The organism is Novosphingobium sp. 1529, assembly GCF_040544855.1.
GTDB classification, from domain to species: Bacteria; Pseudomonadota; Alphaproteobacteria; order Sphingomonadales; family Sphingomonadaceae; genus Novosphingobium; species Novosphingobium capsulatum.
In genome coordinates this window covers 531,192-545,462 of the sequence record NZ_JBEPKW010000002.1, presented here as the reverse complement: position 1 = coordinate 545,462, position 14,271 = coordinate 531,192, and the positions used below count along the sequence as shown (strand labels likewise).

10 protein-coding genes are annotated in these 14,271 nt (G+C 65.8%); 4 read left to right on the top strand and 6 right to left on the bottom strand.

The features are described 5' to 3' along the window. Positions 1 to 36 precede the first annotated feature (36 nt). The 3 genes from ABIC78_RS07750 to ABIC78_RS07740 all read right to left on the bottom strand — a co-directional run bounded on the left by ABIC78_RS07750 (position 37) and on the right by ABIC78_RS07740 (position 4,829). A complete protein-coding gene (locus ABIC78_RS07750) occupies positions 37 to 3,156 on the bottom strand; it encodes a TonB-dependent receptor (RefSeq protein ID WP_354488698.1) in 3,120 nt (1,039 codons plus the stop codon). A 159-nt stretch (positions 3,157 to 3,315) separates the two neighbouring features. Then, positions 3,316 to 4,323, bottom strand: a complete 1,008-nt coding sequence (locus ABIC78_RS07745; RefSeq protein WP_354488696.1) for a FecR family protein — start codon at positions 4,321 to 4,323, stop codon at positions 3,316 to 3,318. Further along, positions 4,320 to 4,829: an RNA polymerase sigma factor gene (locus ABIC78_RS07740; protein WP_210426734.1), complete on the bottom strand. Its 510-nt coding sequence runs from the start codon at positions 4,827 to 4,829 to the stop codon at positions 4,320 to 4,322. The genes ABIC78_RS07745 and ABIC78_RS07740 overlap by 4 nt, the downstream gene beginning before the upstream one ends. Positions 4,830 to 5,177: 348 nt before the next feature. Between ABIC78_RS07740 and ABIC78_RS07735 the strand changes: the two genes are divergently transcribed. Genes ABIC78_RS07735 through ABIC78_RS07725 form a run of 3 tightly spaced genes read left to right on the top strand, consistent with a single transcriptional unit; the run spans position 5,178 to position 9,724 of the window. Continuing rightward, entirely contained in the window at positions 5,178 to 7,838 is a 2,661-nt protein-coding gene (locus ABIC78_RS07735) for a TonB-dependent receptor (RefSeq protein WP_354488694.1), read from the top strand. Next, positions 7,838 to 8,965, top strand: a complete 1,128-nt coding sequence (locus tag ABIC78_RS07730) for a Ca2+-dependent phosphoinositide-specific phospholipase C (protein WP_354488692.1) — start codon at positions 7,838 to 7,840, stop codon at positions 8,963 to 8,965. Before ABIC78_RS07735 ends, ABIC78_RS07730 begins: the two co-directional genes overlap by 1 nt. 48 nt (positions 8,966 to 9,013) lie before the next feature. Further along, complete coding sequence (locus ABIC78_RS07725; protein ID WP_354488690.1) at positions 9,014 to 9,724, top strand: HAD family hydrolase; 711 nt, start codon at positions 9,014 to 9,016, stop codon at positions 9,722 to 9,724. On the opposite strand, the gene ABIC78_RS07720 is transcribed toward ABIC78_RS07725, so the two are convergent. Then, a complete protein-coding gene (locus ABIC78_RS07720; protein WP_354488688.1) occupies positions 9,721 to 10,872 on the bottom strand; it encodes an MFS transporter in 1,152 nt (383 codons plus the stop codon). The genes ABIC78_RS07725 and ABIC78_RS07720 overlap by 4 nt on opposite strands. Positions 10,873 to 10,981: 109 nt before the next feature. On the opposite strand from ABIC78_RS07720, the gene ABIC78_RS07715 reads away from it, so the two are divergent. Then, the gene (locus ABIC78_RS07715) at positions 10,982 to 11,953 is read left to right on the top strand and encodes a LysR family transcriptional regulator (protein ID WP_022674538.1); all 972 of its coding nucleotides are present in this window, start codon (positions 10,982 to 10,984) and stop codon (positions 11,951 to 11,953) included. A 39-nt stretch (positions 11,954 to 11,992) separates the two neighbouring features. On the opposite strand, the gene ABIC78_RS07710 is transcribed toward ABIC78_RS07715, so the two are convergent. Both ABIC78_RS07710 and ABIC78_RS07705 read right to left on the bottom strand, forming a co-directional pair. Continuing rightward, entirely contained in the window at positions 11,993 to 12,811 is an 819-nt protein-coding gene (locus tag ABIC78_RS07710; RefSeq protein WP_354488685.1) for a hypothetical protein, read from the bottom strand. A gap of 131 nt (positions 12,812 to 12,942) precedes the next feature. After that, entirely contained in the window at positions 12,943 to 14,214 is a 1,272-nt protein-coding gene (locus ABIC78_RS07705; protein ID WP_354488683.1) for a S8 family serine peptidase, read from the bottom strand. Positions 14,215 to 14,271 lie beyond the last annotated feature (57 nt).

Sequence of the window (14,271 nt, the reverse complement as noted above, 5' to 3'; positions counted from 1 at the left end):
CCCTTTGTTCATCCCGTAATGCTACACGGGTTTGCTTTAGAAGTTGACCCGTGCCCCGAACTTGAAGCGCCGGCCCGAATCCTCTGCATAGAGGAACTGGTTGGTATAATAGGCATATTTCAGCGTGCGGGAATTGGTCAGGTTGGCGCCTTCGACAAAGACCGAAAACTCTGGCGTAACGTGATACGTGGCGCTGGCATCGATCTGCGAATAGGGGCGAACCTGGGTAACCGCCTGGCCCGCGCCATTGAGCGGCGGCGGGGCAAGGTATTGCAGGAACCGGTCGCGCCAGTTCCACGCCACGCGGGCCTCGATCCCGTTCTTGTCATAGAACAGCACCGCATTGGCCGAATTGGACAGGCCGGTCAGCGCGAACTTGTTGGCCAGGTTCTGGGTATCGAGCTTGCGGTTGGAGCCGACCAGCGTGCCGTTGAGCTGGAAGCCGAAGCCGCTGTTGCCCAGGGTATGCTGCCAGGCCGCCTCGATACCCTTGACCGTGGCATCCTGCCCGTTGACCGGTGCGGTCACCGTGAACTGCGCAGGCAGGCCGGTTGCCGGATCGAGCAGCGGGCCGCCAGAAGCGTTGGCCACCGTGCCGGTGGTCTGGTTCAACACGATGAAGTTGTTGACGCTCTTGAGATAAGCCCCAATCGAAATGTAGCTGCTTGGCGCGTAATAGTATTCGGCCGAGAAATCCAAGTTGCTGGACTTGAACGGCTTGAGATCGGCGTTGCCACGGCTGGCAGCGAAGTTGCCGGGCCGCAGCGTGACCAGCGTCGTCACCGGCGAAAGCTGTTCCAGCGTCGGCCGGGTGATCGTCTGCGACGCGGCAAAGCGCAGGGTTACCGCATCGGTCAACTGCCACTTCAGCGCGATGTTGGGCAGCACATCGAGGTAGTGCGCCTTGCCCACCGTACGCGTGGTGCCCGATGAGGCCGAACCGTACTGGGTCTGGTCATTGGCCAGCTTGACCAGGCCAATATAGGCCGTGGCCAGGCCGTTGACGCTGGTCTGGGTATCCTCGAACCGCACGCCAGCCACGATCGACAGCGGCCGGCCGCCGACATCGCCCTTGAACTCGGTTTCGAGATAGGCACCCAGCACGCGTTCGGTCACGATCGTGTCGTTCACCAGGGGCGGCGCAAAGGTGAAGTTCGGGTTGGTCACGCGCTGCTGCGCGGTGATCGCGTTGAACAGCGTAGGGCCATCGAACGTCAGCCACTGCGTGGCCAGGCGGTTGGCGCCGCTCAGGCCCGACAGAAAACCGCTGCCGGCGTTGAACGTGGTGATCGGCACCCCAGCCGGAGCCGGCGCATTATAGCCGCAGGTGGTGCAGCCGGTACCGCCATCGTTGGAATAGAGCGATGTGTCCTTGCGATCGCGCGAATAATAGAGGCCGAAGTTGGCGTTCACCAGGCCTTCGCTGCCATCGCCCTTGTAGGCGAAATCAGCGCGACCCTGGGTCACCTTGTCGCGGATGCCATAGCCGCGCAGCAGCATCACGTGCTGGCACATCGGCTGTCCGGCACCCACCGGCGTGGTGCTGCCCGGCTGGCCCGAATTGGTCACTGCGCTGCCGCAGGGGCTGGCGGGATTGGCAAAGGTTGGCAGGGTTTCGGTCTGCCAAGGCAGGACCGAACCATCCGACTGATAGCGCGACGAGCCGGTGAGATACCCAAGCAGCGCCAGATAGGCTTCCTGCCCACCGTTGGGGTCTTCCTTGGCCAGCGAATAGGTGCCGTCGAACGAGGCCGTAAGGTTGGGCGTGACCTTCCATTCCAGGTTGAGCCCGAATTCGCGGGTGTTGGTGCGCTTGTCGAACTTCTTGTAGTGGAAGTCGGTGGCGATGCCGCTGGCCTGGGTCAGGTCGGTTGCGGTGCCATTGGCATCGGTCACCACGTCGGTCAGGTTCGATGCGGTGAACCAGTGACCGTACGAGCGTGTTTCGGTCTTGTTGGTGAACTTGGTATAGAGCGCATCGGCGGTGATCGTCACCGCATCGCTGGGCCGGTATTGCAGCACCACCGTGCCGCCAATGCGTTCGCGGTCTTCGCGCGTCACCTTGGTGTCGTAGTTCTGCGGGATGAAGATGTTGCCCTGCGGATTGTTGGCGCTGATCGTGCCTTTGCCGCCGTTCACCTCTGCCGCCGGCACCGCCGGGTTGACCAGCCAGCCGTCGGTCTGCGCCTGCGCCAACCGCGTAAAGCGATGCTGGTAGCTGCCCGAAACGAGGATGCCGAACTTGCCATCGGCCAGCGTGTCGGCAAACAGGAACGAGGCGTCTGGCGCTACCTTGCGCGCGTTGCCGTCATAGTTGCCGTCAACTGTCGCTGAAAACTTGCGGCCCTTGTAGTCGAAAGGGCGCGCGGTCTTGATGTTCACGGTCGAACCGACACCGCCCGATTGATAGCGCGCGGTGGACGACTTGTAGACTTCCACGCCCGAAACCAGTTCCGACGCCAGCGTGTCGAACGAAAAGGCCCGACCCGAGGCCTGGCTCGGGTCGGTAGGGGTGGCCACCTGGCGGCCATTGACCAGAACCGTGTTGAATTCCGGGCCAAAGCCGCGAACCGTGATGAAAGCGCCTTCGCCGCCGGAGCGGTCGATCGAAACGCCGGTGATGCGTTGCAGGGATTCGGCAAGATTGGCATCGGGCAGCTTGCCGATGTCCTTGGTGGAAATGGCATCGACGATGCCTGACGATGCGCGCTTGATGCCGCGCGCACTGTCGAGGCTGGCGCGCAGGCCGGTGACGATGATCGCCTGCGGCTCGGGCTCTGCCGCAGCGGGTGCTTCTGGGGCCGGGCGGGGCGCTGCGGCTGGTTCTGGCGCGGCGGCCTGGCTCGCCAGGGCAACGGTTTGCGTGGCAAGCGGGGCGCGGTTCGACAGCGGGCGGGCGATCACTGCAAACGTCGCGGGGCCGGTCTGGCGGGCGGCGAGGCCGGTGCCGGCGAACATGCGCTCAAGCGCGTCGGACACGGTAAGGCGACCGCGCACTTCGTTGGTGCGCACCGCGCGGGTGACCTTGCGCGAGGCAATGATCTGCACATTGGCCTGATGGCCGAGGATACCGATGGCGGTTTCGGCCGATTGCGCCGGAATGGCGAATTGGCGAAGTTCGGTGTTAGCCTGTGCGGCAACGGGCATGGTTGCCATGCAGGCAATGCCAGTCGTCGCAAAAAGAACGCCACGCAGTGTGGTCGTTGTCATATATCCCTCCCATCAGGATTTCATTACGCATCAGATCATTTCGATCTGTGTTGGCCTAGAGACATGCTCTGGCGATTATCCTTCTTCGATTGTGAAAATTTATTTCTAGAATCCTGTTTCGGCTGCGCGTTCGATACGGATGGTGCGCGGATCGCTGACATCGATCTTCACGGCCAGCGTCGCCTTGAGTGTCTGGGCAAAGCCGTCTGGGTCACCGATGCGAAACAGCCCGTCGAACTGCTCGGCCGCCACTTCGGGATCGGCGATCACGATCTGCCGCTGGTTATAGCGGTTGAACTCGTCAGCCGCCTCGCGCAGCGTGGTGCCGTTGAGATCGATCATGCCGTTGCGCCAGGCCAGCGCGCGGTCGACCGGTGCGGTTTCGCTCGCCTGATAATGCACCAGGGCGCGGGCGTTGACCATGGCACGCTCGCCCGCCACCACGCGCAGGCGCTGGGTGGCATCGGCGGCAGACCAGGTTTCGACCACGCCCTCCGTCACCAGGATTTCCACCCCTTCCTCGCGCTTGCGCACCGAAAAGGCCGTGCCGATCGCCTGGGCGCGCACCGGGCCAGAGGCAACGACGAACGGCCGCTGCGCGTCCTTGGCCACTTCGAACCAGGCCTCGCCCTGAGCGAGTTCCACCTCGCGCGCATGGCGGCCAAGGTTGACCTTGAGCGCGGTATCGGAATTGATCGTCATGACCGAGCCATCGTCGAGCGGAACGCGGCGGATTTCACCCAGGCGGGTGACGTATTGGGCGCCATTGGCAAGCACCAGGCGCGTGGCGGCCGCGCCGGCGATGCCCGCTGCCACCAGGCCGCCCAGCACGCCACGCCGTGCCCAGGCGCCGCGATCGTTGGCAGGCTCGATCGCGTCATCGCCTGGCGCGCTGTCGACCGCTTCGGGCGCGGCCGGCGGGGTGACCGCGCCAGGCAGTTCCCATGCGGCCTGTACCTGCAGCAGCAGGCCATGGCGGCGCGGATCGGCCGCCAGCCAGGCTTGCAATGCGGCTTCGTCGGCAGCGCTCCAGGTGGCGGGATCGTCCATGCGCGCCACCCAGGTGGCAGCGGCATCACGATCGGCGGGGGGAAGGGGGCTGCTTGTGGTCATGACGCCCTCCGTCCGGTGGGCAGCATCTCGGGTTCGCGTTCGAGCCGGTCCCAGCCTTCGCGGATGGCGCGCACTCCCACCCACACCTGCTTTTCAACGGCCTTTTCGGTCATCCCCATGTGGGCGGCGATTTCCTTTTGCGACCAGCCTTCGAACTTGCGCAGTTCGACGATGCGGCGGCAGCGTTCGGGCAATTGCGCCAACAGGCTGCGCACCCGCTCGAACGCCATGCGCGTGGCGACCTGCTCCTCGGGCGTGGGCATTCCGGTGTCGCGATAGCTTTCAATCTCGCTGATCGCCTCGAATGGGGCGATCAACTGGCGCTTGAGCCGGCGGGCCAGCAGGTTGCGGCAGATTGAAAAGAAATAGGCATGCCCGCAGTCGATATGGTCGACAGTATCGAGCATGGCGATGCGGCAATATGCGTCCTGCATGAGTTCATCCACTACATCGGGCGCAATCCGCCGCTTCACGAACCATGCCCGCAGGCGCGGTTCGTGCGGCATGATCTCTTGCGCCACCCATCGCGCCAAGGCGCGGCGACGCTCGAGTTGCGCTCGCAGATCCGGTCCCGTCCCATCCTCCATCGGCTTTGGGTTTTCCCTCTTTCACAGGCCTAGAGACCGGCCGGCGCCATTTCCTTCCGCTTGCGGCAAAATATTTCGCGACGATAGCGCCGATCCGGCGATATCCGCAAAAAACGCTGGCGCTTGGCCCGGCCAGATCAGCCTAGAAGACGCGATGTTGCACATATTTGCGATATTCATCAATCCGTCACGGGTCTTACCGCGAAGCGTCATGATTGCCGCCTACGGCCGCCCCCGAAACGATAAACGTTCTTCGGGGCAATCATAATGCGCATCACCAAACTGGCACTTGTATCGTCGGCATCGCTTGTGGCGAACCTCGCCCTGGCTTTGCCAGCCATGGCGCAAGCCGCGCCGGCCACGACACCCGCACCTGTCGCAGCCGCAGCGGATGCGGCGGCCGATGCCGGCGAAATCGTCGTCACCGGCACCTATGCCCGCAGCTTGAATGCGGCCACGCAGGTGAAGCGCACGGCAGCGTTCCAGGTCGATTCCATCGCCTCGACCGACATCGGCAAGTTCCCCACCCAGAACGTGGCCGAGGCGCTGCAACTGGTGACCGGCGTGGCGATCACCCGGCCGCGCGGCGAGGGGCTGTATGTCAGCGTGCGCGGGCTGGGGCCGCAGTTCCAGAACACGCTGCTCAATGGCAGCCCGGTGGCAGTCAATGAAGTGATCGAAAACGGTGGCGCCGCCGGGCGGCAGTTTCGCTTTGAAATGCTGCCGGCCGAATTCACCTCGCGCATCGACGTGGTCAAGACGCCCACCGCCGACATGACGGAAGGCGCGCTGGGCGGCAACATCAACGTCAAGACGTTTGAGCCGTTCGACGTAGGCACCAAGACCACGCTCAACTTGCGCGGTACCTATACCAGCAAAACCGATCGCGTGCGCCCCAATGCCACGCTGATCACCAGCTGGGTGAACAAGGACGATACGTTCGGCGTGCTGGCCGGGGCGCAGTATTGGGCCAAGGACGTGCGCAACGACCGCTTCCTGAACTTCGGTTGGTACAAGGATCGCTTCGCCTCCACCCTGGGCAGCGGCTATTACCTCCCCACCCGCACGCGCCCCACGGTGGAAACTGAAAAGCGCAAGCGCATCTCGGGCATGCTCTCGCTGCAATGGCGCCCCAGTGCCGAGGCGACGACCACGCTCAACCTGATGGCGACGCGGCTTGATGTCGCCTATGACGAGTTTGGCCTGGATATCTATCCCGACGATAGCAGCGTCGCTGGCCACAAGCCCGTGCTGGTGCCGGGCAGCGTGGTGCTGGATGGCGATACGGTGGTCAAGGCCACGATCAACGACGTGCGCTTCATGGCCTCGCGCGAGTACAGCCTCAACCGCCACGACCTGTTCAACGCCAATCTGCGCCAGACCTGGGACAGCGATGGCTGGCATGTGGTGGGCCTGGCCAACTGGTCCTATGCCCACAGCTATCACCCAAGCTATGACGTTGGCACCGTGCGCAGCCGCGCGATGTTCTTTGCCCCGCTGACCTATGACGCCACCGGCGGCTACAAGGCCGTGCCCACGTTCACCACCACGGTCGATCCCACCAATCCAGCCAACTACCAGCTTTATCAGTTCAACATCGCGCCCAAGAACAGCAAGGACTGGAACTTCTACGGCCGCGCCGACGTGGCGCGCGATCTGGGTGGCTTCATCTCCAAGCTGGCGGCGGGCGGCGAATACCAGTTCCGCAAGCGTGACTATTCGCGCCGCGATTTCCTGGTCAACCCGGCCGCCGGCACCCCGCTCACCAGCCTGGGCAGCGGCGCCTATCAGCAGCTGCCGTTTGACGATTACCTGCCGGGGCAGGGCGGCAATATCCCGCGCCAGTTCCTGGTGCCGGTGACCAGCGCCTATCTCAATGCCTTCTTCACGCCGGCGGTGCGCAATTCGGCGCTGACAGCTGCCGACCTTGCTGCCTCGTTCCACACCACCGAAAAGATCGCCAGCGTCTATGCTCGCGCCGATTACACCTTTGCCATTGGCGGCGTGGCGATCACCGGCAATCTGGGTGTGCGCTATGTCCACACCGACCAGGTGGCGAGCGGCAACCTGCGCAGCGGCAGCACGACCACGCCGGTCAGCTTCCCCAAGACGTTCAACAACGTTCTGCCGAGCTTCAACCTGCGCGCGGAATTTTCGCGCAGCCTGGTGGGCCGCCTCAGCGCCAGCCGCGTGTTGACCCGTCCCAACGTGACCGACAGCGCGCCGCGCATTACCGTGTCCACCGACGCGCCCACGGCGAGCGGCGGCAACCCGGCGCTGGTGCCGTTCCTGGCCACCCAGTTCGACGGGTCGCTGGAATGGTACTTCAACCCGACCGGCTCGCTGACGGGCGCGGTGTTCTACAAGGCGATGGATAACTACATCACCCAGCAGAACGTGCCGATCGACATTCCCGGCCGCGGCACCGTGCAGTTGAGCACCCAGGTCAATGGCGGCAATGCCAAGGTCTATGGCCTGGAGGCGGCCTATCACCAGGTGTTCACATTCCTGCCCGCGCCGTTCGATGGGCTGGGGCTGCAGGCCTCGTACACCCGCACCTCGGTCGAGGCGAACTACACCGCTGGCTCGCGCCCGATCGTCAACGAGTTGATCGGCTTGTCGAAGAACAGCTTCAACGTGGTGGGCTTCTATGAAAAGGGCCCGCTGTCCACGCGGCTGTCCTATGTCTGGCGCGATCGCTATCTGTCCAGCACCGGCAGCACGACCCAGGCGCCGGTCTATACCGCTGCGTTCGGCTCGCTCGATGGCTCGATCGCGGTGCGCGTGACGGACAATGTCACGCTCAGCCTGGAAGCGATCAACATCGCCAAGGCGCGCCAATATACCTACAACGACCGCACCATCCGCTTTGGCGAAATCAACGATTACGGCCGCACGATCCTGTTCGGCGCGCGGGCGGAATTCTGATGCGGCGGTCTTTTGCAACAGGCGCCAGGCTGGCGCTCGGCGGGGCCTTGGCCCTGCTGGCGCCGGCGGTGGCCGGGGCGGCGGGCGCGCCGCTGCGGATGAACGACATTCAGGTCGTCGGTTCGCACAACAGCTTCAAGGCACAGATTCCGGCGCCGATCATGGCCCAGTTGCGTGCCCGCGATGCCAGGCTGGCGCAGGCGCTGGATTACTATCACCTGCCGCTTGCCGCGCAGCTCGATGCCGGGGTGCGCCAGGTGGAGATCGATATCTTCGCCGATCCGGCCGGCGGGCGCTATGCCCACCCGGCCGGGGAAGCGCTGCTGCCGGCAGATCAGCAGGGCAAGGGGCCGGGGTTTGACCCGGCGGTGATGGCGCAGCCGGGGTTCAAGGTGCTGCACATTCCCGATATCGATTACCATGCGGTGTGTCCCACGCTGGTCAGCTGCCTGGGCGAGATCGATCGCTGGTCACGCGCCCATCCGCGCCACCTGCCGATCATGATCACGATCAACGCGGCCGACAGTGCCGACAGCCGCCTGGCCACCCAGCCACTGCCGCTCGACAATGCCGCACTGCTCGATCAATTGGATGGGGAAATCCGCCAAGCCCTGCCGGGACGGCGGCTGATCACGCCTGACGAGGTGCGCGGCAGTGCCAGCACGCTGGCCGATGCGGTGCATCGCCGTGGCTGGCCCACCCTGGCGGCGGCGCGCGGGCGCATCTTCATCCTGTTCGATGTGCGGCCGGCGGTGTCTGACGCCTATCGCATGGGGCATCCGTCGCTGCGTGGGCGGGCGATGTTTGGCTGGTATCCCGATGGCCAGCCGGAAAGCGCGATCCAGATCGTGCAAGACCCGCTGGTAGATGGCGCGCGGATCAAGGCACTGGTCAAGGCTGGCGTGATCGTGCGCACCCGCACCGACGCCAACACGCAAGAGGCGCGTGCCCACGACCTGGCCAAGGCCCGCGCCGCGCAGGACAGCGGCGCCCAGGCGATCAGCACCGATTACTATCCCGGTGCGCCCGATCCGCTGGGGCTGGGCTTCGTGGTAACCTTGCCGGGCGGCGCGATGGCGCGCTGCAATCCGGTGCGCGTTGCCGGGCGCTGCACTCTGGCGCCCTGACGCCTCTCGGGCATGGCACTGCGCGGGCACTTGTGCCATCGCGGTGCCATGACGATACGCCTGATCTGCCTCGATGCCGATGATACCCTGTGGCACAACATGCGCCACTTCAACGGGGCCGAGGCCGCCTTTACCGCCATGCTCGAACCCTTTGCCGAAGCAGGCGTGGCCCGGCGCGCACTGGAAGCGTGCGAGGCGCGCAATCTCAAGGTCTATGGCTATGGCGCCAAGGGCTTTACGCTGTCGCTGATCGAGACCGCGCTGGAACTGTGCGGCGCTGCGCTCACCCCGGCGATGATCGCCGATCTTTTGGCGGTGGGGCGAACCCTGTTGCAGCATCCGGTGGAACTGCTCGATGGCATTGCGCAGACCCTGCCGGCCTTGCAGGCGCGCGGGGAACTGGTGCTGGTGACCAAGGGAGACCTGCTGCACCAGGAAACCAAGCTGGCCGCCTCGGGCCTGGGCGAATGCTTTTCGGGCGTGGAGATCGTCAGCGACAAGACCGTGCAGACCTTTACCGGTCTGTTCGCTCGCCACGGTGTTGCCCCGCACGAGGCGATCTTGGCCGGGGATTCGCTGCGTTCGGATATCCTGCCAGCGCTCGGCGCCGGGGCCTGGGCGGCCTATGTTCCGCAAGACGGCGCCTGGTCTCACGAACAGGCGCCGGTGCCAGACGGGGCAGAGCGCTTTGCCACGCTCACGCGCCTGGGCGAATTGCCCGCGCTGATCGATCGGATCAACGCGGGCGCTGGTGGTTAGGCAGTCTGGCCCTTGCGGCTGGTCAGCACGATCGCGATCAGTCCGATGGCCGAGGTGGCCGCGCCGGCCAGCGCGATTACCGGATAGCCCCAGCCCAACGCAATCACCCCGCCGCCCAGCGCGGCACCGAGAGCATTGCCGAGGTTGAACGCACCGATGTTGACCGATGAGGCAAGGTGCGGCGCATCGGCGGCGGCACTCATCACCCGCACTTGCAGCGGCGGCACCAAGGCAAAACTGGCCACGCCCCACAGGAACACGATGACTGCCACGGCGCCTGCATGCGGCATCAAGGCAGCAAAGGCGACGAGCACGGCGGTCAGTCCCGCCAGTGTAACGATCAGCGTGCGATCGACCGAGCGATCGGCAAACTTGCCGCCTAGCCAGTTCCCCACCGTCAGGCCCACGCCATAGGTGACCAGCATGGCGGTGATGAAGCCAAGCGAGGCGTGCGTGGCATTGCGCAGGATCGGGCTGATATAGGTGAACACCGTGAACATCGCGCTCGACCCCACCACGGTCAGCGCCAGGGCGCCCAGCACCTTGCCGCGCATCAGCACGCGCAGTTCGGCCATGGGGTTGGCGTCGCCCTCTGCCGGCAAGGGCGGCAGCGTAAACCGCAGCGCGGCCATCATCAGTACGCCCAGCGCGGCGATGGCCCAGAACGGCGTGTGCCAGCCCACATTCTCCCCGGCCCAGGTGGCGAGCGGCACGCCCACCACATTGGCGATCGTCAGCCCCATGAACATCGTGGCGACAGCGCCGGCCTGACGCTGTGGCGGCACCAGGCTGGCTGCCACCACCGAACCTACGCCGAAGAAGGCGCCGTGGTTGAAAGAGGTTACCAGCCGGGCCAGCAGCATCATGTCATAGCTGTTCGCCAGCGCGGCCATCAGGTTGCCCAGGGTAAAGATCCCGGCCAGCCCGACCAGCAGCGTGCGGCGCGACACGCGCCCAGTGGTCAGCGTCATGATCGGCGCGCCCACAACCACGCCCATGGCATAGGCGCTGATCAGCAGGCCAGCGGCCGGGATCGAGACGCCCAGGCCCGTGGCGATCGCGGGCAACAGGCCCATGGGGGCAAATTCGGTCACCCCGATGCCAAAGGCACCCAGGGCCAGGGCCATGAGCCCGGCATTCCATTTCATACGATGATCCTGATCTGTTTTGCGGCGCCCGAGCGCCTTGCCAATGAATGCACAGATGGCGCAGACTGATCCCCGTGTTTAGAGGGTTTGAACGCGAAGGATTTTTGCAATGGGTGCAAAGATGCCAGCCAATCCGGCAGTGGGCGGCGAAGCCGCGCCCGGAGTGGACCGTGCCCGCGAAATGGCGCTGTTTGCCGCCGTGCATGACTGCGGCAGCTTTTCCGGCGCAGGGCGCGTGCTGGGCCTGAGCCCTTCGGCGGTGAGCCGGGGTATCGACCGGATCGAGGCGCGGTTGGGCGTGCGGCTGCTGCTGCGCTCTACCCGCGCCTTGGCGATGACGGCCGAGGGGCAAGCCTATCTGCGCGCGGCGCGTCGCATCCTCGCTGATCTTGACGAGGCAGAGCAGCAGATCGCCGATCGCGGCACGCCGCGCGGGCGCCTGCGCGTGAGCGCGGCACTATCGCACGGGCGGCTGTGCATCGTGCCGCTGCTGGGCGCCTTCGTGCGCCGCTATCCCGATGTGCTGGTCGATATCGCCCTTACCGACACCTTGGTGGACGTCGCCGCTGGCGAGGCGGACGTGGCGATCCGCTTTGGCCCATTGGCCGATAGTGCGCTTACCGCGCGCAAGCTGGGCAGCAATGGGCGGGTGATCGTCGCCTCGCCCGATTATCTCGCGCGCCATGGCGTGCCGCAGGTGCCCGAAGACCTGCACGCCCACAATTGCCTCAACTTCAATTTCCGCCGGGCCGAACCGGTATGGCCGTTCCGCCGCGTGCGGGCCGATGGCACGGTAGAAGATTTCGCGCTGGAGGTGCGCGGCACGATCGTGGCCAACAATGGCGAAACCCTGGGCGATTTGGCCCAGGCCGGCATCGGCATCGCGCGGGTGGGGACATTCAGCGTGACCCAGGCTCTCGCCGATGGGCGGCTGATCCCGCTGCTCGAAGCGTTCAATCCCGCCGATGAGGAGCAGATTCATGCCGTGTTTGTCGGCGGAACAGCCACGCCGGCGCGCGTGCGGGTCTTTGTCGATCACCTGGTCGAAAGCTTGCGGCCAACGAAAAATCCCGGCGCATGAGGTCATGCGCCGGGATCGTTGCCTGCAGCAAGGCAGGGATCAGTGGCTGGCGGAAGCCGAGCCGGTAACCGAGCCGCTGGCGCTGCCGGCGACGCTGCCGGAGGCCTGCTGGGCCGCGTTGCGCGTGGCACTTGCTGCACCATTGGCCGCGCCCTGGCCGCTGGCGGCGGCATTCGCCGCATAGCCACGGGTGGTGTTGGCGGCGCTCTGCGCCTTGGCCTTGCCCGCTTCGGCGGCATTGGTGGCAGTGCTGCGCGCCTGGGCGACGCGCTCGCTGGCGGCATCACGCGCCGTTTGTGCGGTGCTGGTAGCACGGGCGCGGGCCATGCTGGCGGTGTCCTCCACGCGGGTGGCCGCGCCGCTGGCGGTGGTGCGCGCCGTGTTCGTGGCCGAACGCGTGGTGCTGGTCAGCTGGTCGGTGCCAATGGCCTGGGCATTGGCGCTGCCACCCACGGTGCCGCTGCCATTGCCAGCCAGCGAACCGGTCAGCGATCCTGCGGGAGCGGTCAGCCCCTGGCTGGCCGAACCCGAAGCGTTGCCGCTGGCGGTGCGATCGGCGTGAACCTTGCCGTTGTGGCGGTTCACGCTGGTGTTGCCGCTGGTGCTGCCCGAGCCATTTGCGGTGCCACGGGTGGTGGAGCGCACGGTGTCGAGCGTGGAGGAACCGTCAAACGCGCCGTCGAGCGTGCCGCCCACCATGCCGCCACGGCCGATGGCGCCGCCCATCACGCCGCCAAGGCCACCCCCAAGACCGCCACCCATCCCGCCGCCAAGGCCACCGCCGCCCAGCAATTGGGCGTGGGCCGGCATGGCGATGAGAGTGCAGGCAACAAGCGAAGTGGCAAAGAGCTTACGCATGATCTGATCCTTTCCTGAACTGTGGGATCGACCTGCCATCTGTGCGGCCGATCATGATCCCGTTGTTCTGAAAACGGACCTCCGCTCGGGTTTAATCCATCCTCGCAAATTTTTTTCGATCGACCGGAAGATCAGCGGCAAATCGTGCACAGCAGCCCGCGCCCATACTGCTGATCGGGGCCGCGCGGGCCCAGGTCGATCGCCTCGCGGTCCAACGCCTGGGGCAACGCAGCATGCGCATCGCGCGCCGCAGCCACGCGCGATGCGACGAGCGGCGCTGCAAACGATGTGCCACGCACCGGCACCATTTGCCCCCGGGCATTGGCGGCCCGCAATCCGGCGCCAGGCGCGGCGTAATCGAGGTGCAAGGCACGGCCAGCCTCGATCAGGGCGCGGTTGCGGGCGTCAACTGCGGTCGCGGCCAGAATGCCGGGGTAGCTCGCGGGATAGGCTGGCGGCGCAGCGGGGCCATCGTTGCCCACGGCAGCGACGATCACCGCGCCGCGCTGCAGGGCCGCTGTCATCGCCCGCGCCAGCACAGGACTGGCCGGGCCAACCAGGCTGATGGTGATGACGCGCACCTGCCGGCCGATCAGCCAGTCCACCGCCCGGGCGATGGCCAGCGCGTTGCCGCCAGTGGGACCATGGCCATAGACGTCTGCGGCCAGGATATGCCGCACGCCGGCGCCAGACAGCAGGTTGGCCACCGCGCTGCCATGGTCAGACGCGGCCGGCGCGCCGGGGGCGAACCCTTGCAACGCATCGACCGCTTGCGCTGGTGCGCCGTCGATCATGCCCACCGGTGTCTGCAACGCGGGCATGGTGCCCAGATGCATCGTGCCGCCACGCGCGCGAGCGGTGCCGGCGGTAAAGTGCAGCACGTCGGCACTGATCGTCGCATCGGGCAGGGCCTGGCCCAGCGTGCTCTGCGCCTGCGCCAATGTCATCCCCTGCGGAATGGAAAGGCGCGTTACCGTCAGATCGAGAGAGGCCAAGCGTTCGTTGCCCACAACGGCAAAGCCCAGCGCCCGTGCCTTGTCGAGCATGGCTGCCTCTGGCGCCATCAGCAGCAATTCGCCTTTTACGGCGGGATTGCCGGCCGCGTCCCGTTCGAGGGTGGCGCGGTTTTGCCGTATCAGCCGGTCGATCCGGTCCACCCGCGCTGCGGCGAGCGCCCTGGCGTTTTGCACCATGGTGCTGGTCGCGGTGTCGAGCGCCTGTGCCACGTCGCCAGGCACGCTGTTGGCCACCTGGCGCGCGCGATCGAGAACAGGATCGAGCCGGTTGTCGAGCGAATTGCCAAAACCTTGGCCGATGCCGGGGACGATCCCCTGCGCCAGGGCAGGCGCCGCCAGTGTCGTGGCGCCAAGAGCAGCAAGCAGGGCAGGGGTGATCGTGCGCAAGACGGTTTCCCAAGTCAGGCGGGATTGCCTATGGATGAAACGAGCGACATGGTTCGT